Annotated in this window: 21 protein-coding genes; 14 read left to right on the top strand and 7 right to left on the bottom strand. The window is 60.5% G+C overall.

Features of this window, described 5'->3' with window-relative positions:
- Positions 1-45: 45 nt before the first annotated feature.
- Entirely contained in the window at positions 46-1902 is a 1857-nt protein-coding gene (locus HW452_RS04795; protein ID WP_224104958.1) for an SLC13 family permease, read from the bottom strand.
- A gap of 279 nt (positions 1903-2181) precedes the next feature.
- Between HW452_RS04795 and HW452_RS04790 the strand changes: the two genes are divergently transcribed.
- Positions 2182-2826 carry a TenA family protein gene (locus tag HW452_RS04790; RefSeq protein ID WP_224104957.1) on the top strand — a complete coding sequence of 215 codons (645 nt, stop codon included), beginning with the start codon at positions 2182-2184 and terminating at the stop codon, positions 2824-2826.
- Between the two features lie 72 nt (positions 2827-2898).
- On the opposite strand, the gene HW452_RS04785 is transcribed toward HW452_RS04790, so the two are convergent.
- Positions 2899-3876: an NADPH:quinone reductase gene (locus HW452_RS04785; RefSeq protein ID WP_224104956.1), complete on the bottom strand. Its 978-nt coding sequence runs from the start codon at positions 3874-3876 to the stop codon at positions 2899-2901.
- 174 nt (positions 3877-4050) lie between these two features.
- Between HW452_RS04785 and HW452_RS04780 the strand changes: the two genes are divergently transcribed.
- Both HW452_RS04780 and nfo read left to right on the top strand, forming a co-directional pair.
- On the top strand, positions 4051-4821 hold the full coding sequence (locus HW452_RS04780) for a glycerophosphoryl diester phosphodiesterase (protein WP_224104955.1): 771 nt from the start codon (positions 4051-4053) through the stop codon (positions 4819-4821).
- Positions 4822-4830: 9 nt separating this feature from the next.
- Entirely contained in the window at positions 4831-5691 is an 861-nt protein-coding gene (gene nfo / locus HW452_RS04775; RefSeq protein WP_224104954.1) for a deoxyribonuclease IV, read from the top strand.
- Here nfo and HW452_RS04770 read toward each other — a convergent pair.
- On the bottom strand, positions 5661-6248 hold the full coding sequence (locus tag HW452_RS04770; protein WP_224104953.1) for a helix-turn-helix domain-containing protein: 588 nt from the start codon (positions 6246-6248) through the stop codon (positions 5661-5663). The two genes, nfo and HW452_RS04770, sit on opposite strands and share 31 nt — an antisense overlap.
- A gap of 147 nt (positions 6249-6395) precedes the next feature.
- Here HW452_RS04770 and HW452_RS04765 point away from each other — a divergent pair, with 147 nt between their 5' ends.
- Entirely contained in the window at positions 6396-7589 is a 1194-nt protein-coding gene (locus tag HW452_RS04765; RefSeq protein WP_224104952.1) for a benzoate/H(+) symporter BenE family transporter, read from the top strand.
- A 71-nt stretch (positions 7590-7660) separates the two neighbouring features.
- On the opposite strand, the gene HW452_RS04760 is transcribed toward HW452_RS04765, so the two are convergent.
- Positions 7661-8095 (bottom strand): hypothetical protein, encoded by a 435-nt coding sequence (locus HW452_RS04760; RefSeq protein ID WP_224104951.1) that lies wholly within the window; start codon positions 8093-8095, stop codon positions 7661-7663.
- A gap of 221 nt (positions 8096-8316) precedes the next feature.
- Between HW452_RS04760 and HW452_RS04755 the strand changes: the two genes are divergently transcribed.
- The 5 genes from HW452_RS04755 (at position 8317) to HW452_RS04735 (ending at position 14786) form a co-directional block, all read left to right on the top strand.
- Complete coding sequence (locus HW452_RS04755; protein ID WP_224104950.1) at positions 8317-10038, top strand: proline--tRNA ligase; 1722 nt, start codon at positions 8317-8319, stop codon at positions 10036-10038.
- Between the two features lie 247 nt (positions 10039-10285).
- A complete protein-coding gene (locus tag HW452_RS04750) occupies positions 10286-10975 on the top strand; it encodes a methylamine utilization protein (RefSeq protein ID WP_224104949.1) in 690 nt (229 codons plus the stop codon).
- A gap of 46 nt (positions 10976-11021) precedes the next feature.
- On the top strand, positions 11022-13391 hold the full coding sequence (locus HW452_RS04745; RefSeq protein ID WP_224104948.1) for a putative bifunctional diguanylate cyclase/phosphodiesterase: 2370 nt from the start codon (positions 11022-11024) through the stop codon (positions 13389-13391).
- Positions 13388-14275 (top strand): DUF3034 family protein, encoded by an 888-nt coding sequence (locus HW452_RS04740; RefSeq protein WP_224104947.1) that lies wholly within the window; start codon positions 13388-13390, stop codon positions 14273-14275. Before HW452_RS04745 ends, HW452_RS04740 begins: the two co-directional genes overlap by 4 nt.
- A gap of 82 nt (positions 14276-14357) precedes the next feature.
- A complete protein-coding gene (locus tag HW452_RS04735; RefSeq protein WP_224104946.1) occupies positions 14358-14786 on the top strand; it encodes a group I truncated hemoglobin in 429 nt (142 codons plus the stop codon).
- A gap of 259 nt (positions 14787-15045) precedes the next feature.
- On the opposite strand, the gene HW452_RS04730 is transcribed toward HW452_RS04735, so the two are convergent.
- Positions 15046-15564, bottom strand: a complete 519-nt coding sequence (locus HW452_RS04730) for an FKBP-type peptidyl-prolyl cis-trans isomerase (protein WP_224104945.1) — start codon at positions 15562-15564, stop codon at positions 15046-15048.
- Between the two features lie 95 nt (positions 15565-15659).
- On the opposite strand from HW452_RS04730, the gene HW452_RS04725 reads away from it, so the two are divergent.
- Positions 15660-17021 (top strand): AmpG family muropeptide MFS transporter, encoded by a 1362-nt coding sequence (locus HW452_RS04725; RefSeq protein ID WP_224104944.1) that lies wholly within the window; start codon positions 15660-15662, stop codon positions 17019-17021.
- 18 nt (positions 17022-17039) lie between these two features.
- Here HW452_RS04725 and HW452_RS04720 read toward each other — a convergent pair whose 3' ends face one another.
- Entirely contained in the window at positions 17040-18857 is a 1818-nt protein-coding gene (locus HW452_RS04720; protein ID WP_224104943.1) for an SEC-C domain-containing protein, read from the bottom strand.
- A 134-nt stretch (positions 18858-18991) separates the two neighbouring features.
- Between HW452_RS04720 and HW452_RS04715 the strand changes: the two genes are divergently transcribed.
- Positions 18992-19585: a GNAT family N-acetyltransferase gene (locus HW452_RS04715; protein ID WP_224104942.1), complete on the top strand. Its 594-nt coding sequence runs from the start codon at positions 18992-18994 to the stop codon at positions 19583-19585.
- A gap of 32 nt (positions 19586-19617) precedes the next feature.
- On the opposite strand, the gene HW452_RS04710 is transcribed toward HW452_RS04715, so the two are convergent.
- Positions 19618-20871: an ABC1 kinase family protein gene (locus HW452_RS04710; RefSeq protein WP_224104941.1), complete on the bottom strand. Its 1254-nt coding sequence runs from the start codon at positions 20869-20871 to the stop codon at positions 19618-19620.
- Between the two features lie 306 nt (positions 20872-21177).
- Here HW452_RS04710 and HW452_RS04705 point away from each other — a divergent pair, with 306 nt between their 5' ends.
- Genes HW452_RS04705 through HW452_RS04695 form a run of 3 tightly spaced genes read left to right on the top strand, consistent with a single transcriptional unit; the run spans position 21178 to position 25217 of the window.
- Positions 21178-22983, top strand: a complete 1806-nt coding sequence (locus tag HW452_RS04705) for an ABC transporter permease (protein ID WP_224104940.1) — start codon at positions 21178-21180, stop codon at positions 22981-22983.
- A 2-nt stretch (positions 22984-22985) separates the two neighbouring features.
- Positions 22986-24104 (top strand): ABC transporter ATP-binding protein, encoded by a 1119-nt coding sequence (locus HW452_RS04700; protein WP_224104939.1) that lies wholly within the window; start codon positions 22986-22988, stop codon positions 24102-24104.
- 12 nt (positions 24105-24116) lie between these two features.
- Entirely contained in the window at positions 24117-25217 is a 1101-nt protein-coding gene (locus HW452_RS04695; protein WP_224104938.1) for an ABC transporter substrate-binding protein, read from the top strand.
- The last annotated feature ends 56 nt before the right edge of the window (positions 25218-25273 follow it).

The raw sequence follows: 25273 nt of genomic DNA, 5'->3' as shown, positions 1-25273 counted from the left end.
TTCCAGGCCCATTGCCTGTTATCCGCCAGGCCAGTGCAGGTTTCGCTACAGCGGCCATACCCACAGGATGGCTGGCAAGGAGACGATTAGTACCACAACGGAAAGCGGCAACCCCAGTTTCCAGTAATCGCCAAAACTGTAACCGCCGGGGCCAAGCACCAGGGTATTCGACTGATGGCCGATAGGCGTCAAGAACGCCGAGGAGGCACTGACCGCCACAATCATCAAAAAGGGATCGAGGGACACGCCAAACCCTTGGGCAAGGCTTGCGGCGATGGGCGCCATCAGCAGAGCCGCCGCTGCGTTGTTGACCACGTTGGAAAGCAGCATGGTCAGCACGAAAAGCCCGCTCAGGGAGACATAGATCGGCCAGTCGACACCAAAGGTAAGCAGCGAATTGGCGATGATCTCCGCGCCGCCGCTGGTTTCCAGCGCTTCGCCTACCGGCAGCATGGCCGCCAGCAGCACGATCACCGGGCCATCAATGGCCTGATAGCCATCACGCAGCGGCAGTACACCAATCAGCAACGAGGCCAGGGCCGCCGTACTCATGGCTACCGCCGCCGGCAGCAGATCGAACAGCATGGCCACGATGGCCAGGGCAAAGATGCCGATCGAAATGGCCAGCTTGCGCGGTTGTCCAAGATGCAGCTCACGGTTGGCCAGCGGCAGACAGCCGAGCGTGGAAAGGCTGTCGCTTATCTCCTTTTCACTGCCTTGCAACAGCAACACGTCGCCGGTCTGAAAACGTATATCACGCAGGCGCTGCTTCAAACGGCTGCCATCACGAGCGACCGCGACCAGATGAAGCCCAAACTGCTGGTTCAAGCGCAGTTGCCTGACGCTACGATTATTCATCATCGAGTCGTTGCGTACGACGGCTTCGATCAGTTGAAGTCCTTCAGTGTCCACTGGCTGACGCTTGTCACCGCTCTCTTCCTCGGCATCCGCCGTTTCCAATGCGTCGCTTTCGAGCTGGTCATTCGCAGATTCGGGCTCGGCAATCGCACTTAGCCCTACCTTGTCCTCCAGCAGCTTCAACTCGTCCGGCCCGGCTTCCAGCAGCAGAATATCACCCTCGCGTAGAATGCCGTGAAACGAGTAGCCGGCCCGGCGATTGTCATCGCGCACGACTGCCAATACCGGAATGGTCTCTTCGAGTTCGTCGCGCAGTTGAGGCAGGGTCAGACCGTTGGCCTTGGAATCCTCGGTTACCTTGAGTTCGACCAGATAGTTGGCAGTATCAAACATTTCAGCGGTGGAGGCCTGGCTGCTGCGCCTGGGAGTGAGTCGCCAGCCGATCAGGACGATAAAGGCAAGCCCTGCCCCGGCCACCGCAATGCCTACCGGCGAAAAGCTGAACATGCCGAAGTTCTCGCCAGTGATGTTTCCCCGGTAGCTCGAGATAATGATATTGGGCGGTGTACCGATCAAGGTAGTCAAGCCGCCCAGAAGCGACCCGAATGCCAGGGGCATCAACAGCAGCGAAGGCGATGTATTGTGCTCACGCGCCATGCGCATGGCCACCGGCAACAGCAGCGCCAGCGCCCCCACGTTGTTCATGATGCCCGATAGCACCACCACCGTCCCTACCAGCACCAGCAGCTGTAACAGCAGCCGCTCGCCAACCTTGAGCACCTGATTGGCAATGACATCCACGACTCCCGAGCGCTCGAACCCACGACTGAGTACCAGCACGGCAGCCACGGTAATCACCGCCGGGTGGCCAAACCCTGCAAATGCGGAATCAGCCGGTACAAGACCCAGCATCACGGATGCAAGCAATGCCGTCAACGCGACCAGGTCGTAACGAAAACGCCCCCAGATGAATGCTCCCAGCGTCAAGCCGAGTATGATAAATACCAGAGTGCTAGGGGCCAGGCCGATAGATTCTAATGCCATGCTGCTGTGATCTCCTCTAGCCGCCGGGGAGTAGAATACCGGCGGTCTGCAACCTATCGGTTTTTACCTTCAAATTGAAACATAAGTTAACGCGCTGTGACCTTCACACATTAGACGATAACTATACAATCGTACAGGCCATGCAGACGTTATCGTTACACCGAAACTTCCGTGCGCCCAGGCCTTACGCGCTACCCAGGTCTGGCGTATCGTCTACTAACCGTAGCGCAAGACATCGTTTACCATGGCCTGCGTCATCATTAATTTACAGGAGTGAGCATGGATTTATGCCATCGTCTGCGCGACGCAGCCAGCCCTTATTGGGACGCCTGCATCAACCATCGATTTGTCGACCAGCTGCTGGCAGGCGACATAGACGACAACGTGTTTGGCCGCTATCTGGTTCAGGACTTTCGCTTCTGCGACACCTTTGTACGCCTGCTCGGCGCGGCGGTGTGCGCGGCAGACGACCCCGAGGCGCGCCTGACCCACGCCCGGCAACTTTCCGTACTGGCCGGCGGCGAGTATCGCTACTTTATCGATTCGTTTGACGCGTTGAATATTCCTGAAAGCCAGTGGAAGAACCCGACGCTTGCCGAGCCTACCCAGGCATTTATCGCGCTCATGGAAACGGCCTGCGACTCCCAGGATTACGCCTTGATGCTGGTGGTACTGGTGGTTGCCGAGTGGCTCTATCTCGAATGGGCTCAGCGCGCCGGCAATACGCTCCCGCCCAGGCCCGAGCATCGCGACTGGATCGTACTGCACAACGAGCCGGATTTTGTCCGTTGGGTGAGCTTCCTGTGCAGCGAACTCAACCGCGTAGGCGCCGAGCGCGAATTTGAGACGTTGCGCAAGCCGTTTGTCGAAGCCAGCCAGATCGAGCAGCGCTTTTTCGATATGGCCTATGACGGGGTGCGCTAAGCCTTCCCTTTGCTGCTTGCTCAAGCGCAAGAGCCCGCCTCTCCGGCGGCTCTTGCGTTTAATGGGCAGTCCTTAGGGAAGCAGCACCGTGGAGCCGGTCGTCTGGCGATTCTGCAAGGCGTCCTGTGCCTTGCCGGCATCTGCCAGCGGATAACGATTGGCAACATCGATCTTGATCTTGCCGCTTTCAATCATGCCGAAGAAGTCTTCACACATCATTTCCAGGCGCTCGCGGGTGTCGGCGTAGCCGTTGAGGCTGGGGCGCGTCACAAACAGCGAGCCCTTCTGATTGAGAATACCGATGTTCACGCCATCCACCGGGCCTGAGGCGTTGCCGAAACTCACCATCAGCGCGCGGGGTTTCAGGCAGTTCAAGGAGACTTCCCAGGTATCCTTGCCTACCGAGTCGTACACCACGTCGCACATTTCGCCACCGGTCAATTCACGCACCCGCTCGACCACGTCCTCTTCGGTATAGTTGATGGTCGCCCAGGCGCCATTGCGCATGGCGAGTTCCGCCTTTTCTCTGGAGCTGACCGTGCCGATCAGCTTCACGCCCAGGGCCTTGGCCCACTGGCAGGCGATGGAGCCCACACCGCCGGCCGCCGCGTGGAACAGAATGGTTTCACCGCCCTTGAGCGCATAGGTCTGGCGCAGCAGGTACTGAACGGTCAGGCCTTTCAGCATGCTGGCGGCGGCGGTTTCGAAATCAATGAAGTCCGGCAGCTTGACCACTTTTGACGCCGGCAGCGTATGGTGCTCTGCATAGGCGCCAAGCGGCCCCTGGGCGTAGGCCACACGATCACCCACGCTTACATGGGTAACCCCTTCACCCACGGCATCGACCACGCCGGCGCCCTCGGTGCCAAGCCCTGACGGCAGTGCTGGAGCCGGGTAGAGCCCGGTACGAAAATAGATATCGATGAAGTTGAGCCCTACTGCCTTGTTGGCAATACGCACTTCCCCGGCCGCGGGTTCTGCGGGAGTAACGGTGGCCAGTTCAAGCATCTCTGAACCGCCGGTCTGGGCAAACTGGATACGTTGAGACATACACACTCCTTGTACGTTATTGAGGCACTTTATTGGTTGACGTCACGCGTGCTATCCAACCGCGTCAAGGTAAAGAAATCAAGCAACTGAACGCAATCCCGGCGTGACACGCTGGCGTCATGTACTCATGCTAAACTCAAGGCCATTCAACCGGTGAAGCTTTCTGGAAGGCCCATGACCCACCCTGCGATTGCCCTACCCACCCTGATTGCCCATCGCGGCTACTCTGCCGCCGCCCCTGAAAACACCCTGGCCGCCGTGCGTGCCGCCCATGAAGCCGGCGCCCGGTGGGTCGAGCTGGATGTTCAACTGCTCGGCGACGGTACGCCGGTCATCTGGCACGACGCCGACGTGGCGCGCTGCTCGGACGGGCGTGGCAACCTGGCCGCGATGAGCTGGGCGCAAGCCCAGGCACTGGACGCAGGCAGCTGGTTCAGCGACCGTTTCGCCGGCGAGAAGATGCCCAGCCTGGAGGCCATGCTGACGCTGCTCAACAAGCTTGGCATGGGCGTCAACCTGGAAATCAAGGTCAACAAGGGCCGCGACCCCATCGCTCTGGTAGAGCGCGTCATGCCCGAGGTGCTGGCGGCGCTGCCGCCGGAGCGGCTGATCGTCTCCTCCTTTGATGCTGCCGCCCTCGGACGCTGCCGTGAGTTCGCCCCCAGCGAGGAGCTGGCGCTGGGCGTACTTTTTGGCAGTACGCCCAAGGACTGGCGCGCCCAGTGCGAGGCGGTGGACGCCTTCAGCATTCACCCCCATTGGCCGCGCCTGAAGCGCGCTCAGGCCGATGCCATGATCGATGCCGGCTACCAACTGCTCTGTTATACCGCCAACGACCCGGGCGCGTTCAACAGCCGCTGGGCCTGGGGAATTGCCTGCGCGATTACCGACGAGCCTGCCATTTTTCAGCGTTTTCTGGATAATCAGCGCCTGGCCACACGTTAAGGGAACGTCATGAAGTATGTAGGAGCCCATGTCAGCGCTGCAGGCGGCGCTGATCAGGCGGTGCACCGCGCAGTCGAGCTTGGCGCCGACGCGTTTGCGCTGTTTACCAAGAACCAGCGCCAGTGGCAGGGCAAGCCGCTGACCGAAACGGCCATTGCCGCCTTCAAGACCGCCTGCCGGCAGCACGGTTTCACGCCGGAGCAGATTCTTCCCCACGACAGCTATCTGATCAATCTGGGGCATCCAGAGGCAGAGGGGCTGGCGAAATCTCGCGCCGCCTTTCTGGACGAAATGCAGCGCTGCGAGCAGTTGGGCTTGACGCTGCTCAACTTTCACCCCGGCAGCCACCTCAACAAGATAAGCGAATCGGACTGTTTAAAACGTATCGCGGAATCGGTCAATGAAGCGTTGGCCCAGACACAAGGCGTTACCGCGGTGATCGAGAATACCGCCGGGCAAGGTTCCAATCTGGGCTGGCGCTTTGAACACCTGGCGGAGATCATTCGTCACGTGGATGACAAGGCCCGAGTGGGGGTATGCATCGATACCTGCCACGCCTTTGCCGCGGGCTACGACCTGCGCACCGCTGAGGCCACCCAGGCAACACTGGACGAACTGGGCAGCGTAGTGGGGTTCGAGTACCTGCGCGGCATGCACTTGAACGACGCCAAAAGCGCCTACGCCAGCCGGGTCGACCGCCACCACAGCCTGGGCAAAGGCAATATCGGCCTGCCGGCGTTTACCACCATCATGCAGGATGCACGTATCAGTGGCATTCCGCTGATTCTGGAAACGGTGGAACCCGACATCTGGCGTGATGAAATCAGCTGGCTGCGCGCTCAGGTGTCAGAGGCAGCACCGGGCAAGTAGTGAATCACATCGTGAAAACGTAGCCGCGTCGCGGTATTGTTGCGCATGGCGTGGGGCCGGTCGGCAAAAAATCGCAGCCCCTCGCCTGCGCGCAGCGTCTGCCAGCGCTCATCGATACGCAGCTCCATTTCCCCTTCCACTACCACGATGTGTTCCACCACGCCCTCGGCATGGGGTGACGATTCACTGATCGCCCCGGGCGCCAGCTCGATCATGAACATTTCAAAACCCAGCAGCGGATCGTAGGGAAACAGCAACCTGGCCTGCATGCCGGCGCTGTCATCGCCCCACACGGATTCCCAGCTGTCGCGCTTGAGCTCGCCAAGTGCCGGCGTCTGACTATCGAACAGCGTGGAAAACGATACCCGAAAACCGCTGGCAATCTTCCAGAGCGTGGATATCGTAGGGCTCGATTCGCCGCGTTCGATCTGGCCCAGCATCGCCTTGCTCACTCCGGTCTCAGCCGCCGCCCGATCCAGACTCCAGCGCTGCTCCTTGCGCAGGCGCTTGACGGTGCTGGCCACGTGCTCGGCAATGGCTTGGGGCTGTGTAGGCATGAGCTCCTCCTGGATTGCCTGACGATATTTTCGGCGCTGCATTTCTGCCGATTGTGCGTTATGACGCACGATGATAATGTGCCTATTCATGCGTTATAGCGCACATGCTAGCTCAGCATGTTAACCCAGCAAGCCACGGAGATTGCCATGCCGACCACTACGACGCCGCAGTCGCGCGCCTGGAAGGATGTTTCTCTTTCTACCGTGACCGCCGGTTTTGTGGCGGTCACCATCGGCTATACCAGCTCTGCCGCCATCATCTTTCAGGCGGCCGCCGCCAGCGGTGCATCAGAGGCCCAGATCAGTTCCTGGCTCTGGGCGCTGGGCATCGGCATGGGCATCACGTCGTTTGGACTTTCACTACGCTATCGTATGCCGCTCTTGACCGCCTGGTCGACACCCGGGGCGGCGTTTCTGGCCACCAGCCTGCCGGGCATACCGCTCGACGAAGCCATCGGTGCGTTTCTGTTCTCGGCATTTCTGATCACACTGTGCGGAATTACCGGGCTGTTCGAACGCCTCATGCGTCATATTCCCGGCGCCATTGCCGCGGCCATGCTGGCTGGTATCCTGCTGCGCTTCGGGCTCGAGCTGTTTGGTGCCATGGAGAGCCAATGGCTGATGCCGCTTGTCATGCTGGCGGCCTGGGTCGTCGGCCGGCGCCTGTGGCCTACCCTGGCCGTACCCGGCGTATTGTTGACCGGGCTTGGCCTTGCCCTGCTTCAGGGGCAGGTCGATCTTCAGGATATTCCCCTGACGCCGACTACGCCGGTATTCATGGCGCCTGCACTGTCGCTCTCCACGCTGATCGGAGTGGGCATTCCTTTGTTCGTGATCACCATGGCGACACAGAACCTGCCGGGCGTAGCCGTTCTGCGAGCCGCAGGTTATCAGCCCAACAGCTCGCCGCTGATCGGCTGGACCGGCGGCGTCACGCTGCTGATGGCCCCGTTTGGCGTGTTTGCGTTAAACATGGCGGCAATCAGCGCTGCCGTATGCCTGGGGCCAGATGCTCACGCCGACCCACGCCGCCGCTATACGGCCGGCATGGCCGCGGGCGTCTTCTACATTATCATGGGTGTTTTCGGCGCGACGGTCACCGGCGTATTCAATGCGTTGCCCAACGTGCTGGTCATCGCCCTGGCCGGTATCGCCTTGCTGAGCACATTGGCTGGCGGGCTTACGAGCGCCTTTGCAGAACCCCAGCAGCGCGATGCGGCGATCATCACCTTTCTGCTGACAGGTTCAGGCATCACGCTTCTGGGTATCGGCGGGCCGTTCTGGGGACTGGTAGCAGGCCTGGTCACGCTCAAACTGACCGCATCCAGACAGGTTTCGTAGCCGCAAACGATATGCCCCCAGGCGGGTTTATCCGGCCTGGGGGCATATCAGCCATCCGAGTAACCTGCAGGTTACATGGTGGCCAGACGCTCCTCATCAAGAACGCCGGACATGCGCACCATGGCCAACGCTTCTTCGAGGTTGGTCATCTCTTCGATCTTCACAAGCTCGCTTTCAAGACTTACCGGCTGGCCCGCCTTGTCTGACAGCAGCTTTTCAAGTGACGCCACGTCCAGTGCACCATCAAGATGCAGTACATCGACCGACGCACTGTTATTGCTGGGCAAATAGATAGTGCCATTTGAAAAGTCGACCGCGTAGGCAATCACACCTGGTACGATAAAAAACAAGAGTCCTACGCCGTTGGCCACTGCTACCACGGGGTCAATCTGGCCGCTTAGCTGGCCTTTTCGTTCGGGGTGAAACAAGGTACCACAACCACTCAGCGCAACGATGGAGACGCCAAGCACGGCCCCGGTTGCCCAACGGCGTACAGATTGCTGCATGAAGGTTCCCTCAAGAATCATAAAAGTGCGGCATCCGGGCGTCGATGGTTTGGCTTGCCGGTAACTGCCGCCTGCAAAAACCGGGCTATATTAGCACAAACGACAACCAGTACAGCCGCCAGCCCTGCGCAGGATTTTGCCGCATTAACCGCTAAGTCGTACAATGCTCGCATTCAACGTTAAGCCCGCGGCTTTTTTACCATCAAGGAAATCTTTCGCTCATGCGCGCCAGCCAATTGCTCATTGCCACACTGAAAGAAACCCCGGCCGACGCCGAAGTCATCAGCCACCAGTTGATGCTGCGTGCAGGAATGATCCGACGTCTGACGTCGGGCCTGTACACCTGGCTGCCTCTTGGCCTGCGCACGCTTCGCAAGGTAGAAGCCATCGTGCGTGAGGAGATGAACAGCGCCGGTGCACAGGAAGTACTGATGCCTGCCGTTCAGCCCGCAGAGCTATGGCAGGAGTCCGGCCGCTGGGAGCAGTACGGCCCTGAACTTCTGCGCGTCAAGGACCGTCACGAGCGCGACTACTGCGTTGGCCCGACCCATGAGGAGGTCATCACCGACCTGGTGCGCAAGGAGATTGCCAGCTACAAGCAGTTGCCGGTCAACTTCTATCAGATCCAGACCAAGTTCCGCGACGAAATCCGCCCGCGTTTTGGCGTCATGCGTTCGCGCGAATTCATCATGAAGGACGCCTACTCCTTCCATCTGGATGAAGTCTCCCTGAAAGAGACCTACCAGGCGATGTACGATGCCTATACGCGCATCTTCACCCGCCTGGGTCTGGATTTCCGTCCGGTGATCGCCGACAACGGCTCCATCGGCGGCACGGGCTCTCATGAGTTCCACGTGCTGGCAAGCTCTGGTGAAGACGACATCGTGTTCTCCAACGCCTCGGATTACGCGGCGAACATGGAAAAGGCCGAAGCCCTGCCCGCGCCGCTGGGTAGCGACGCCAAGCGTGAAGCGCCCACCCAGGAAATGCATCTGGTCGATACGCCAGACGCCAAGACCATCGCCGCGCTGGTCGAACAGCACGGCCTGCCCATCGAGAAGACCGTCAAGACGCTGATCGTCAAGGGCGCCGAAGGCGGTCTGGTAGCACTTCTGGTACGCGGTGATCATGAGCTGAACGAGGTCAAGGCCGAAAACCTTCCCCAGGTGGCAGCTCCCTTGACCATGGGCAGCGAAGCAGAAATTCGCGCCGCCGCCGGAGCAGGCTTTGGCTCGCTGGGTCCGGTGAATCTGGACATGCCGATCATTGCGGACCGCAGCGTCGCCTTGATGAGCGACTTTGGCGCTGGCGCCAACATCGAAGGCAAGCACTACTTCGGCATCAACTGGGAGCGCGACGTGGCCCTGCCGGAAGTCGCCGATCTGCGCAAGGTCGTTGAAGGTGACCCCTCGCCGGATGGCAAGGGCACGCTGTCCATCAAGCGCGGCATCGAAGTGGGCCACGTATTCCAGCTGGGCCAGAAATACTCCGAAGCCATGAATGCAAGTGTTCTGGGAGATAGCGGTAAAACCAGCCATCCGTGGATGGGCTGCTACGGCATCGGCATCACCCGTGTGGTCGCTGCCGCCATCGAGCAGAACCACGACGACGCCGGCATTATCTGGCCCAACGCCATTGCGCCTTTCCAGGTTGCACTGGTGCCCATGAACGCCCACAAGTCTCAGCGCGTACGCGAAGAGTCCGAGCGTCTGTACAAAGCGTTGACCGCCGCCGGCCTGGACGTTCTGCTGGATGACCGCGACACGCGCCCTGGTGTCAAGTTTGCCGACCTGGAGCTGATGGGTGTACCGCACCGTCTGGTGATTGGCGATCGCAGCCTGGATAACGGCGAACTCGAGTACAAGGGCCGTCGCGACAGCGAAGCCACGATGGTCGCCGCTGACCAGATCGTCGACTTCCTGCTCGAAAAAACGCGCGGATAAGCAGTATAATCCATCGCTACCGCGCCGGCGCGGTAGCGATGGCCCCTCTCTTGCACTGCGCCCCTTCTCCTTGAAGCGCCTCTCCCCTGCCGGGAGTCGCTGCCGGTCGAACCCTTGCTCGAGTTGTATGAAAAGCGGGAATAGGCGAGCGTTTTGCATCGAGTCAACCGCATGACTTTTCCGCAATTTACCTACACTATTAACATCACGTTCTTTCTATCTTTTCGTCAGCTATCCATGGAACCCCATGCGCATACAACCTCGGCCTTCGCTGGCCAACCTGTCGTGTGTTTTCAAGACCTGCCTGGGTATGCTGACGCTGACGGCGTTGCTGATATCCTCGCCAGCCCAGTCGGACTACGTTACGGTGAGCAGCACCGACGGCCAACCCCTTGAAGACGCCGTGGTCGAAATCTATTACGAACCATCGACGTCGCCCATGACGACAGAGGTGCAGAGCGTCTATCAACGTGATGCAACGTTTCACCCACATGTCACCACGATACCCACCGGTAGCCATGTCGCCTTTCCCAATCAGGACACGACACGCCATAACGTCTACTCCTTTTCCGCCGCGAAAACCTTCAGCTTGAATCTCTACCTGCAGGAGACGCCGGAACCGCTGCTGTTTGATCAGCCGGGCATCGTGGTGCTGGGGTGCAATATCCACGACCAAATGCAGGCGTTCATCGTGGTCAGCGACGCTCCCTTTGCCGCCAAGACAGATGCCTCGGGCATGCTGGCGCTGCCCACATTGCCTGCCGGGTCGCATCGAATGCGGGTCTGGCATCCACGTCTCGATGACAGCCAGCAGGTCTGGTGGGAAGGCGAGGTCGTGGCCGATACCTCCCCAAGCATCCAGCTCGAGCTGAAGGCCGTCGCCCCTCCCAAGCCACCGCTATCGCCCCTTCAACAGCGCTTTAGAGACGCTGGTTGAGCATGGCATCGGCTATCATCATCGATGGGTCGTTACTGAGGTGGCCATGCGCTTTCGAACGCGCCTGATGCTGGCTCTGCTTGCCGTGGTGGTGGTCTCGCAACTCATTACAGGGGCCGCCTTTCTTCGCGCCACGCAAAACGACATCATCGCCAAAGGCTCTCAGCGTCTGGCACTAGGCGCCAAGGTGCTCGATCAACTGCTGAGCGTGCGCGGCGAACAGCTGAGCAACAACGTCGCGATCCTTGCCGACGACTTCGGTTTCAAAAGCGCGGTATCTAGCCAGGATACCAGTACGCTATATTCCGCCCTGGCCAATTATGGCGACCGGGCCAAGGCGGATACCGTGTTCTTGAGCAGCCTTGACGGTGTCATTCTGGCGAGCAGTCATCACCCCCAGAACACTCCCATGCCCTTTCCCGAGCTGTTCGAACGTGCTCGCCAGGCGGGCAGCGCAGCCGGCGTCGTCATCATCCAGGGACAGCCTTACGAGGTGGCGCTGCTACCCGTTCGCGCTCCGAATCTGATTGGCTGGGTAGGCATGGGCTTCTTGATCGATGAATCGCTGATCAACGAAGTCCGTGCGCTTACTGGCCTGGATATCAGCGTGATCAATTACGAAGACGCGACGCGCATCAGTTACCTGGCAAGCACCCATGAGGCAGCGCTTGCTCAGCAGTTGATGGACAGTGAAAGTATCCACCTGATCAGCGAGGGTGGACGTCTCTTGCGCAATGAAATGACACAGGATGACGAATACCTCTCCTATGCTAGCCCGCTTTACACGGACAGGGGCAATCAGACCTACGCACTGCTGCAGATTTCACGCGGTGAGCTGCTGGGCGCCTATCGTTCGCTGCAGGGGCAGTTGCTGGGCATCATTGCGCTTATCCTGTTGTTTACCGTATTGGTAGCCATATGGAGCGCACGCAGTATCAGCGAGCCCTTGAGGGCGTTGTCCCAGGCGGCGCAGCGCATCGGGCGGGGTGAGCGCGTCCTTGAGCTTCCCATGCGGGGCAGGCATAGCGAAACAGGACTGCTTGCTGCAACGCTTCTGACCATGCAGGAGGGTATTGCCAAGCGTGAGGCGGCGCTGCGCCATCAGTCGCGCCACGACCTGTTGACCGACCTGCCCAATCGGATCAGCGCCCAGGAGGATATCGACCTTGCCATTCAAAACGGCGAACCCTTCAGCCTGATTCGGCTGAAAAATGATAACTATCGCGCTATCAACGATACCTTTGGCTATGCGCTTGGCGATCATATGCTGGTCACGCTGGCCAAGCGGTTACAGTGTCTAGACGCGCCGCGCAGCAAAGCCTACCGGCTGGATAGCGACGAGCTTCTGCTGCTTACCAACCAGGTGCAAAGCGATGCGGCCTGGCGCGCGCACCTGTTCGCGACCCTGGAGAAGCCCATCGACCTGAACAAATCCCCCGTTACCCCCTCGATCTGTGCCGGCGAAGCCAGCTTTCCGGCTCATGGCGACAGCTCGCAGCTTCTGCTGCGCCGGGCCGATATAGCCCTGGACATGGCACTTCGTCACCGCCACTCACACCAGCGATACGTCGAGGGTCAGGACGAGCAGCACCTGCGCCAGCTGACGCTGATTCGGGACTTGCAGGACGCGGTAGCCAACGGTGAATTATGGGTGGCTTATCAGCCCAAGCTTGCTCCGCGAACGGGAGCGGTAATGCAGTGCGAGGCGCTGATGCGCTGGAATCACCCTACACTTGGCTTTGTCCCTCCGGATGAATTCATAGGTCTGGCGGAACGCTCGGGCAGTATTGGCATGTTGAGCCAGTGGTTACTCGAACACGTCTGCACTCAGCTCGATACCTGGCAGCAGCAGGGGTATCGCTTGTCCATAGCGGTCAACCTTTCTGCCAGTGATGTGATCGACCACCACCTGGCGCATCATCTAACACAGCTTTTCGAGCGTCATCACCTGGCTCCGGACAAGCTGAGTGTCGAAGTGACCGAAAGCGCTGTCATGCAGGACGTGGACGCCGCGATGAACACGCTGATGGAACTCCATCGGCTGGGCATTCGTCTTGCCATCGACGATTACGGCACAGGCTACTCCTCTTTAGCTCAGATCAGACGCCTCCCGGTCAAGGAGCTCAAGATCGACAAATCCTTCATACAGGCAATTGATACACAAGAGGATGACCTGACCATCGTTCGCTCGACCATCGAAATGGGCCATAGCCTGGGCCTCGAGGTCGTCGCCGAAGGCGTCGAAAACCGTGCCAGCGCAGAGCTTCTGAGCACGCTTGGCTGCGATTATCTGCAGGGCTACTGGCTTGCCAAGCCCATGGCGTCTGAACAGTTGATCGCCTGGCTGGACAGCTTCGAATCTCCTGCCTTACCACAACCCGTCTCCTCGATGAAGACGCCCCAGAGAGTGCCATGATGCCATCCCCCCACACGCCCGCTTCGTTCACTGGTTACCTGACAACGCTGGTACCACGCATTACGGCATTCATTGTTCTGGGGATGATCCTTGCGACCGCGCCGGCCTACGCTGGCAGCCGACTTTTGGCCACCGGTGCGGTAACCGCCATTGAAGGCGCGGCGGGTGGCGGGCTTTCGCCCTGGGCCGTGCTTTCAGGTACGCCAAGCGATGAGGAAGTGGGTGTCACGGCCACGGCCACCCGCGCCTGGGTAGATGATTACCGTCTCAGCGTGACCGGCGCCAGCGTGAATGTCCATGACCGCATCGAAGTCTCGGTCGCTCGCCAAACGCTGGATCTGGAAACGCTGGGCGGCGAGCTGGAGCAAGACATATATGCTGCGAAACTGCGCCTGTTCGGCGATGTGCTCTATCACCCCTGGGGTATCTGGAGTATTGGCGCTCAACACAAGCGGGTAAGCGATAACACCATTCCTGTCGCGTTGGGGGCGCGGCACACGCAGGGCAACGATGTCTATCTCAGTGCCAGCAAGCTGCTGTTCAGCGCCTTTGCAGGCCGTAACGTGCTCCTCAATGCCACCTTGCGCAATACCAGCGCGAACCAGGGCGGCCTGCTCGGCTTTGGCGGCGACCAGGGGGGCCGCTCCTGGGTGGCGGAAGGCAGTGTGGGTGTGTTCATCACTCCTCAGTGGATTGTCGGTACCGAGTATCGTCAAAAACCCGATAACATGAGTGCCGCCAGAGAGGATGACTGGCAAAGCCTTTACAGCGCTTATTTCTTCAATAAGCATCTTTCGCTGACCGGCGCCTGGCTGGATCTCGGCACCATTGCCGGCTTGCCCTCGCAACAGGGCGGATACCTGTCGCTGCAAGCCGCTTTTTGACATGCTCTTCGTCAGCCACGCCCTTTATATCTCAGCCACGCCCCTATATCTCAGCTACGCCCCCTATATTAAGGAAGCCACGATGCACCGCACTTTCCTGGCATTCGCCCTTGCAGGCCTGACACTGATGCTGGCCGCCTGTGCGCAGCACCAGTCAACACTTTATGAACGTCTTGGCGGGCAGACCAACATCGATGCCATCGTCGAGAATTTTCTCTATCGCGTTGCCGATGACACCGAGCTGGTCGGCTTCTTTGCCAATACCAATATCGATAAGCTGGCCGCATCGCTTGGCAGCATGATTTGCGACGTAAGTGGCGGGCCCTGCCATTATGAAGGCCCGCCGATGGACCGGGCGCATCAACATATGGGAGTGAAGGATAGGCACTTCAATCGCCTGGTAGAACACCTCGATGCGGCCCTGGCAGCAGAAGGCGTGGCGTTGAACGCCCGCAACGCGCTGCTTGGCCAGCTTGCGCCCATGTATGGCGATGTCATGCGTTATCAATAGGTGCCCGGTTTCATCAAGGCAAAAAAAAACCGGCCCAGTGGGCCGGTAACAAGAAAGCTTACTGGATTGAGTAAGCTCCCTCCCCTGACATCGGGCCTGGCAGAGAATACCTCGCTCTGCCCGCCAAAAGCTCGTTACCCTCGATGACCAGAACAGTCCCTTGCAGGGTTGGCTGCCTGTCATTCGGGTATGGCCTTACTGTAGCGCGCCTGATGGGAACAGTAGCTGACATGGGTCAACTTTTTGACGGTTCTCCCTCTTAAAGCACTTTACGATCTTCGACCTTGCTGTGCTCGGTGCCTGGCGGCAGCGGGTGCCCCTTGGCAAGCTCGGCGCGCGTTGCATCGCGCACGTCCAAAATGGTGACCGCATAGCAAAGCGTGCGCCCGGCCAGCGGATGATTGGTGTCTACGGTGACGCGGTCCCCGGCGACGTCCACCACGGTAACGATCTGCGGGCCGGCTTCGCCTTCGGTTTGAAAGCGGCTGCCGGGTGCCAGCTGCGCATTGCCAAACGCGCCGCGCCCCACTTCCTGCACCAGCGCTTCATTGCGCAGGCCATAGGCCTGTTCGGGGGCAAGCGTTACGCTTTTCTTGTCACCCACTTTCAAGCCTGCCAGCGCCTGCTCGAGGCCGGCCACGATATTGTCATGGCCGTGCAGGTACTCAAGGGGCTTGTTACGCGCCAGCGAGTCGTCCAGCGTTTGCTCGCTTTCATCGTTCAATACCTCGGTCAACACATAGTGCAGCGTGACGACCTGATGTGCCGTAATCGACATGGAAAACACCTCTCCGGTAAGCTGTCGGCTTTGTCGTAAAATATTGATGCAGTTTATCATCCGGCCTGCGCCAACGTCTTTTGGAGTCGAACCATATGCCCACCCCGTTACCTCAGCGCAGCTGGCTTGCCGCGCTGGCGATCTATTGTCGGGCGCCCGTCGTTACCATGCTGTTTCTGGGATTCTCCGCCGGCCTGCCGTTTCTGCTGGTGTTCTCCACGCTTTCGGCCTGGCTTCGAAGCGACGGCGTAGACGTTGCCGCCATCGGCTTTTTTGCCTGGATCGGCATGCTCTACTCGATCAAGTTCTTCTGGGCGCCGGTGGTCGACCGCCTCGCCCTGCCGGTACTTACCCGCGTATTCGGGCAGCGCCGGGGCTGGATGCTGCTGGCCCAGGCCACCATCGCCACAGGGCTCATCGGGCTCGCCGGGGTAAGTCCGGTGGGTCATCTTGGCCTGGTGGCGCTATTCGCGCTGCTGGTCGCCTTTGGCTCGGCCACCCAGGATATCGCCATAGACGCCTATCGCATCGAGTCGGCGGAGGATGACGTTCAGGCGGCGATGGCCTCCACCTACATCATCGGTTATCGAGGCGGGCTGATGGCGGCAGGCGCGGGCGCGCTCTACATTGCCGCGGCAGCCTCCTGGGACGTGGCGTACCTGACCATGGCGGCACTGGTGGGCGTCGGATTCGTAACCGTGCTGCTGCGCCCGGAGCCCAGGCGTGCCTCGCTCAGCGTTCAGTTGATTCATGAACCCAGGGTACGGGCATTCATTCGTGCAAGCCGAGGCAATCCCAAGGTACTGCGTCGCCTGGGTGCCTGGGCGATTGGCGCCATCGTCTGCCCGTTCACCGACTTCTTCAGCCGTTACGGGGTCAAGGCGCTGTGGATTCTGGTATTTATCGCGGTGTTTCGTATCAGCGATCTGATCATGGCCTCGATGGCCAACCCGCTGTATATCGACGTAGGCTTTTCGCTGGCCACCATTGCCAACGTCACCAATATCTTCGGCATCGCGATGAGCATTCTGGGCGGGTTGCTGGGCGGCCTTCTGGTGGCGCGCTACGGAATCGGCCCACTGCTGATCGTTGGCGCGGGCTTTGTGATGCTGACCAACCTGCTGTTTGCCGCCCTTGCGCTGATCGGTAATCAGGTGCCCATGCTGGTGATCACCATCATCGGCGACAACCTGGCCAACGGCCTGGCAAGTGCGGTATTTATCGCCTTCTTATCCAGCCTGACGTCGCGGGCCTATACGGCAACCCAGTACGCACTGTTCTCATCGCTGATGACGCTACCGGGGAAGTTTCTAAGCGGCTTTGGAGGACTGGTGGTCACGGCGCAGGGCTATGCCACCTTCTTTGTGATTGCCACGCTGCTCGGCCTGCCAGCCGTCGCGCTGGCCATCTGGATCAGTCGTGACAAGCAGCTGGTGCCCGCCCCCAAGCCGCGCTGAGCAGCCTGGGGGCAAGTGCTAGCGATGTTCGTTCAACCAATCGAGTGCGCCCGGCGTGGTGCGCCACTGATCGCGCATCAGCGTACGGTACTGCCAGGCTTCGGCCCGCGAGCCAGGGTCTACCTGGCCATCGGCGTGAGGCATGGCCGGGCGCGGGTTCTCGGCACAGATCATCTCCAGGGCGTGGCGGCTGTGGGCCATTACCTCACCCAGCGCCTTTTCAGCCTCCTCCTGCTGGCCCAGACGGAAAAGCGCCAGCGTGCGGCCCATCAACAGGCCCAGTACCAGCGACCCATCGTCACTCGGCTGGTCGGCAAGCGCCAGCGCTTCCTGATTGCGGTCATCGCGCAACAGCTGATCGAGCACCAGCTCCTTGAGGCCCAGGCTGTCCTCCTTGTCGATCGCCAGCAGCTCCTCGGCAAGCTTGCGGGAGTGCTGGCGTGCGCCGCGCTCCATACCCACCACCAGCGCAAGGCCGGTACGCAGCAGCATGGCGTTATCACCGTCGTCCCAGCACAGACTGCCCTCGCCTTCGGCGCGCGCCTGCTCCAGCCAGCGCGACAGGCGCAGCGCCAACGGCTCCAGAAGGCTTGGCGCCATCCACGGCAGGCTGCCGAAGCGATTGGTAAGCGCAAGGGTCAGATCCTGCACGACCTGCGGGGCATCCAGCCACTCGGGGTTGGCGCACAGCGCCGACATCCACTCCACTGCATTGCCCCAGGGGTCATCGCGAAAGCCCAGCGCCACGTCTTCATCCACCATGACCTGAAACTGCTCGTGCCAGGCGGCAAACAGCGTGGCTTCCCGGGCCGTGGCGGTGTAGAGCAGGTGACCAGTGCCTGTATCCACGGTGATATCGAGCTTTGGTGCGGTGGGCAGTGCCGCCAGCAGCGCCTGCAACGAAACCAGCGGCGTTGCCAGGTCTTCCTCGGCACTCAACAGCTGGTCGGCAAGCGTCGCACCGGGGTTGTCGGCCAGGGCAGCCAGAAAATCCAGCTGCTCTTCATCCAGGCCACCCTGGCGCACCAGGCGCCGGTACCAGAAATTGGCGCGCTCCCTGGCTTCTTCTTCATGGCCTTCGTGCAACAGCAGCATGGCTTCGATGTAAGCCAGCGTGGGCGAGTCAGGCAGCGCCTGCTGGGCTTTCACGAAGGCCGCCCGGGCGCTGTCCAGGTCGTCGTTGTCCAGATGCATCAGGCAGAGTCGCTCCAGCGCCACGCCGCGCAGGAACATCGGCCCGCGCTCCATCACGTCATCCAGCAGGTCGGCGCGCTTGCGGGTAAAGCCGCGCTCCTGGTAGATATCCAGCAGGATCTCGAAGGCGGGCTCGGCCTGCTCGGGCAGCCGCGACCAGTCGCTGCCGTCAAACAGCGACTCGAGAATCTGCATGGCACGGCCGGTCTGACCGCTTTCGGCAGCAATCAGGCCTGCCTCCAGCAGTGCCTGCGGTGGCGCTTGACGGCTCTCCAGCGCGGCTTTCAAGGTAGCGCCCTTCCATTCGCGTAGCGAAAGCATCCACATCATCTGCTCGGGAATATCCGTCGGGAAATCCACCCGATAGCAGCACTGCTTGTACTTGCGCCCGGAGTCGCACCAGCAGGGCTCGTTGCGTCCTGGCGTGGCCAGCGGCTCGTTGGCAAAATCCAGCCGCTCAAGCGGCGTCTGCGACCATAAGATGGGAGCCAGCGCCTGGGCGGTGGCAATATCGCCATTAAAAGACGCGGCGCCCTCGGCGCGCACCCAGGTCATGAAATCGGGATAGTGTTCTTGCTGCCTGATTGCCGAGAGTGCCCCGGAGGCAAATCCCAGCAGCTGATCGACCCATACCGCCAGCATTGCCGTCTCCACTGTCGTTGAATAGCGCGATTTAAAAGCGCCATAGTCTAGCATGGCACCAGCCGTCGCGCAGGCGATTGGCGTAACGCACTGCGGCTGCTAGTGTGCAACGTTTACCCAGTGGAAGAGACGCGATGAACGAACTCACGCTCATGACCTGCCAAGGGCAGGCGATTGCGCCCTACCTGAATGCCCTTGCAGCGCTGCGCATTCGGGTATTTCACGACTTTCCCTATCTCTACGATGGCAATCGGGAGTACGAAGCCGATTACCTGGGCCGCTATGCGTCAAACCCGGCAAGCCTCTTCGTCCTCGCCTTCGATGGAGAGCATCTGGTGGGTGCCGCGACCGGCCAGCCGCTCGATGACGAGGTCGATGAGTTCCGCCGTCCGTTCGAGGCAGCCGGTACTGCTCCTTCCCAGGTATTCTATTACGGCGAGTCGGTACTACTGCATGACTACCGCGGCCGCGGTGTGGGCAAGGCATTCATGGCCGCGCGCGAAGCCCATGCCACAGGTGAAGGGTATGAAACGGCTGCCTTCTGCGCCGTCGAGCGACCCGACGATCACCCCCGGCGGCCGGAAAACTATCAGCCGCTCCACGGCTTCTGGGAATGTCAAGGATATCGGCGCCGCGCCGATTTGAAGACCACCTTCTCCTGGAAGGATATCGGTGAGGCCCAGGAGAGCGACAAGACCCTGGTATTCTGGTTGAAGGCGCTGAACTGATCAGCGTTACCTTTCCTTGCTGGATGGGCTGGCTAGCGAGTGCTTTCGCGAGCCCAGGCCAGCAGCGGTGTGGCTCGCTCATGCATATCCAGGCGCGCTTTCAGGCGCACCAGGTTCCAGTAATGACCGTTCAGGGCGCGTGAAAGCAGCAGCGTATCGGCGGGCGGCTGCAGGCGGTCCATCGCCGCCCATACCTTGGGGGAGAGTTCGCGCAGCTGGCGATGTACGCGCACATCGCCAAAGTCCTGCTCGCCAGGCTCGAACAGCGGCGCGATACTCTCGGCCGCCTCGCGATAAAGTGAAAGCGGCGCGCCCTGGCCCTGGCGCCCTCCCAGCTTGACCATCGCATCATCCATGGCCATGGCATCGCGTGAAAGGGTCGCCTCCAGCAGCGCCATCATGGCAACGAGCCGCGCTTGGGGCACCGCTATCACCGCGCCAAAATCGTAGATGACAAGCCGCCCTTCGGCATCGGCAGCAAAGTTGCCCGCGTGGGGGTCGGCGTGAAACTCGCCATGGGTAAAAAGCTCGCGTGTGATCCAGTCGGCCAGGGTCTTGGCAACCTGCTGTCGAGTGGCATCATCGGCACTCTCCAGCTCGCGCAGCGGCGTACCCTCCACAAAGCGCATGGCCAGTACGTGGGCGCCCGAAAGTCCTAAAAGCGGCTCGGGAATCACCAGCCGCGGCTCGTCTGCGTAGCGCTCGCGGTAGCGGGCAAGCGCACGTGCCTCGGCCTGGTAATCCAGCTCATCGCGTAGCCCGGCGGCCAGCTCCTCGAACATCGCATCCAGGCGTGCCTGGGGCACCTTGAACCAGCGCCCCAGGCGCATGATCCGTTTCAGCTGAGCAAGGTCACTCTCCAGCACCTCGCCAAGCCCCGGATACTGGACCTTGAGCACGACCGTTTCACCGTCAAGCGTCACCGCCTTGTGTACCTGCCCCATGGAGGCACTGGCAAAGGGGTGCTCCTCTATCCTGCTGAAATGCTGATCAAGATCACCATACTGAAGCACCAGCGCTTCACGAATGCGCGGCCAGGGCATGGGCTCGGCCTGGCGCTGCAGGCGGGAAAGCTCCTCGGCCAGGTCCGGCGGCAGCAGGTCATCCCACTGGGACATCATCTGAGCCATTTTCATGGCCGGGCCTTTCAGCTCGGAAAGCCCCTCGAACAGCGCCTCGCCCAGCGCGCGCCAATCGGCCTGGCCACCCAGGCGTGTCTTGAGCATCGCCCCGCCGGTGCGTGCGCCCAGGCCCATCAATCTGCGTGTTCTGCCGCGTTCGCGCATGGAAAGATTCCTCTCGATAGCAGTCGGCCAGGTCAAAGTCCCTGTCAGCTTCTTAGCGTAGCGCATAAGGCCTATAGCACGGCCACTAATACGCTGACACATTTGTAATTGGGTGCAATAAAACCTTTTACGTTAATAACATCAATCCTGTACAAATATTCAAATAATTGATTTAACAACAAATATTATAAAATTTATATTTTGCACATACGTGCAATACGTAAACGTTCTGTCATTTTTCCTCCCTAGAATACCCATCAATCCAGCCGGTGATTCGGCTATTTGATGCGTCAATGAGGAAAACCAATGATCGGGTGGATCTTTACAGCACGCCCCACGAAACGGGGGCTACAGCTCAGTCTCAAGGAGCCGGCGACGCTGCTTGGCATTGGCCTGCTCATAACGTTCAGCTATCTCATCCTCGCGCCGGTCATCTCGATTCTCATGGATGCCGTGAACGTCAATTTCGGGGATTCAAACCGTATCGGCGCGCCCCAGGGGAGTTTCACGCTCTACTACCTAGAGCGCGTATTCTCCTCACCCATTTCGCAGCGCCTTTTCTGGCAACCGTTGTTCAACACTCTCAGCGTGGCGCTTGGTGCCATGTGCATCGCCATGGTCATCGGCGGGGTAATGGCCTGGCTTTTAAGTCGTACCAATCTTTGGGGACGCGGCTGGTTCGCTACGGTTCTGATCGTGCCGTTCATGCTGCCCACGTGGACCTTTGCACTTGCCTGGACCACGCTGTTCAAGAACCGCTCGATGGGCGGTCAGCCCGGCTGGCTCGAATCGATGGGCTACTCCTCGCCAGACTGGCTGGCCTATGGGCCGGTGCCGATGGTTCTGATCCTGGCGCTTCACTACATTCCGCTGGTCATTTTGCTGTTCGGCAATGCCCTGCGTCGGCTAGACGCCCAGCTCGAGGACTCGGCGCGCATTCTAGGCGCCAGCCGCGCTACCGTTGCCTTTCGCATCATCCTGCCATTGATGCGCCCGGCACTGATGTCCGCCATGGTACTGATCCTGGCCGACGCGCTGGGCGAGTTTGCCGTGCCTTACATTCTCGGCCTGCCCGTTCAGTACGACACGCTCTCCACGTCGCTGTTCAGAGCCATTTCCTCCCGCCAGACCGGCGTTGCCTCGGTGCTGGCCGGCGCCATCATGGTGCTGGGCTGTATTACCTTGACCATCGACCTTTACCTGATGCGTGAAGCGCGCCGCTTCGTCACCCTTGGTGGCAAGGGCGCCATGGAGCGTCGGCGCCCGCTCGGCGTATGGCGCCTGCCTGCCACCCTCCTTGCCGCTGCCCTGTTTGTGGTGGGCGTGGTACTGCCGCTCTTGACCCTCTTCTTGTCCACCATCATGCGTATCCCCGGACGCTTCGCGCTATCCAACTTCACTCTTGATTACTGGATCGGCACCAATCTCGATACGGTCGCGCTCTCAAACGGCATTCTGTTGACGCCGGCGTTCTGGTCGGCCACCTGGAACAGTCTGCGCATCGTGGGTACCGCCTCCATCTGTGCCGGACTTCTGGGCCTGCTGGTGGGCTATGTCGTTACCCGTACGCCCTGGCGCTGGCTGGCAAGTACGCTGCGCCAGCTCACCTTCATGCCTTACCTCGTGCCGGGTATCGCCTTTGCCGCCGCCACGCTTTCCCTGTTCGCCGTGCAGCGCGGCCCGGTACCCGCGCTCTACGGCACTTCCTTGATCCTGATGCTGGCCTTGATTGCCGACCAGATGCCCTTTGCATCGAGGGCGGGCATCTCGGCAATGACGCAGCTGGGCAAGGAGCCGGAAGAAGCCGCTCAGATTTCGGGTGCCTCGTGGTTCAAGCGCATGGTCAGCATCATCATTCCCATCCAGAAAGGCGCGCTGGTCGTGGGCATCGTGCTGCCCTTCATTTCCGGCATCAAGGGCGTGAGCCTGTTCATCATCCTCGCGGTTCCGGCCACCGAAGTGCTGACCACCTACTCTCTGCGCCTGGTGGATTACAACTACACCCAGGCGGCCAACGCCGTCGTGCTGATGATTGCCCTGCTCGCCTGGGGCGGCACGGTGCTGACCCAGAAATTAACCAAGACGGGCCTTGCCCAAGGCCTGGAGAGCTGATCATGCCTACCATCACCCTGGAATCCGTTTCAAAGCAGTACAGCCAGCAGGCAACCGCTGTCCAGAATATCGACCTGCACATTCCAAGCGGCGACTTCATGTGCCTGCTGGGTCCCTCAGGCTGCGGCAAGACCACGATGCTGCGCATGATTGCAGGCCTTGAGCACCTGAGCCACGGGCAGCTCCATATCGGCGACCAGCTGGTGGACTCCCCCGAACGCGGCTCGTTCGTGGCGCCGGAAAAGCGCGGCCTGGGCCTGGTATTTCAAAGCTACGCGCTGTGGCCGCACATGACCGTCGAGCAGAACATCGAGTTTGGCCTGCGTCTTCGCAAGGTGACCGAGCGCGAACGCCGTACTCGCACAGGCGACGTGATGGAGAAGCTCGGCATTGCCGGTTACGCCAAGCGCTACCCGTCACAGCTCTCCGGCGGGCAGCAGCAGCGCGTGGCACTCGCCCGCATGATGGTATTGAACCCCAAGGTGCTGCTGCTCGATGAGCCGCTCTCCAACCTTGACGCCTCGTTGCGCCTGGAGATGCGCGCGGAGCTCAAACGGCTCCACCAGGCGTTTGACACCACCATCTTGTTCGTCACCCACGACCAGTGGGAAGCCATGACACTGGCCACGAACATTGCCGTGATGAGCAAGGGCCAGCTGCAGCAGGTAGGCAGCCCGGACGATATCTACGCACGCCCGGCCAACCGCTTCGTTGCCGAGTTCATCGGCAATCCGCCGATCAACCAGGTGGCCGCGGATTCCGCCCTGGGGCGCCGGCTCGCCCAGAAGGCCGAGACGCACATGCTGGGGATCCGACCCGAGGACATCCATCTGGCCCAGCCCGGCGCTGTGCATACGCTGCCCGCCAAGGTGTGCGGCATCATGCCCACCGGCGGCAGCTGGGTGCTGGAGATGGAAATAGAAGGCCAGTGCCTGCAGCTCTCGACCCAGGTTCGGCCCGAGGTAAAGGCAGGCGAGCACACCTACTGCCAGATACAGCCCCGACACCTGCATCTGTTCAATGCCCAGGGCAACCGCCTCGAGCATGAGCTTGAAAATAGTGCGCCGGCGGTCACGACTTGCCAAAGCGCCCTCTCCACCTCCTACATGCACGCCGTTTAAAAGGGTCTATCCATGCGTTCACTGTCACGACTTGCCATTGCCATCAGCCTCGCCTCATCACCCATGGCGTGGGCCGAGCACTCCAGCGCGATCGACGACCTGCTCGAAGCCGCCCGCCAGGAGCCTGCGATCACGGTCTACGACTCCACCGGCAAGATCATTGAGCAGGCCGAAGCCTTTTCGAAAAAGTACGGCCTCAAGGCCGAAGGAGTGAAATCGAAGGCGCCACACACCCTCGAGCGAATCATTCGTGAGGCCCAGGCAGGCAATATTCAAACCGATGTGGCCATTCTTGCCGATGCGCCGGCGGCAGCCGCTCAGCTGCTGGATACCGGCTTTGCCTACAACTGGTTTCCCGACGAGCTGGTCGACACCATCAGCGAGCGCTACCGCGACCCGCTGGCCATCGTGATGGCACCCAATGTATGGACCTACAACACCGCACTTCACGACACCTGCCCGATCGGCAATATCTGGGAATTGACCGAGCCCGAATGGACGCGCCGCGTGACCATGCAGGACCCGCTGGGCAAGCCCTCCTATGTGGACTGGTTCAACCAGATGGCCCAGCACGGCGATGAGGCCATGGCAGCGGCCTACGAGGCTCACTATGGGCACCCGCTGGCCAACGAAGAGAGCGCTACCAGCGCCTGGGTGAAGGCGCTGGCCGCCAACGCCCCGCTTCTGACCGACTCGGACTCCAATGCGGCGGAAGCGGTCGCTTCCCCCGACCAGCAGGACAGCTTCATCGGCCTGACCAGTACGGCCAAGTTCCGTGACAATGCCAACGGCATGACGCTTGGCATCTGCGAAGACCTGGATCCCTGGCTTGGCTGGACCTATCCCTCCATTGGCCTTATTGCCAGTGGCACCCAGAGCCCCAATGCTGCCAAGCTTTTTCTCTACTACCTGCTGACCGAAGAAGGCATCGCCCCCCAGGCGCAGGATGGAAAAATCTCGACCCGCTCCGACATTGCATTGCCGGCCAGCGAGCCTTCAGGCATCGGGGCGCTCAAGGCACAGCTTTTCGACTACTCGCCGGGTACGGCCATCGATGACTGGGAGAACCGTCAGGACTGGCAGGATCTCTGGATGCTGAACTATCGCCGCTGACACACTGCGTCAACGACAGCCAACAACAACATCAAACGCTTACATTGCACTGCATA

Source organism: Vreelandella aquamarina, from assembly GCF_020075495.1.
In the GTDB taxonomy this organism is placed as follows: domain Bacteria; phylum Pseudomonadota; class Gammaproteobacteria; order Pseudomonadales; family Halomonadaceae; genus Vreelandella; species Vreelandella aquamarina_A.
The sequence above is the reverse complement of the archived record's forward strand: the minus strand, read 5'-3'. Positions and strand labels throughout refer to the sequence as shown.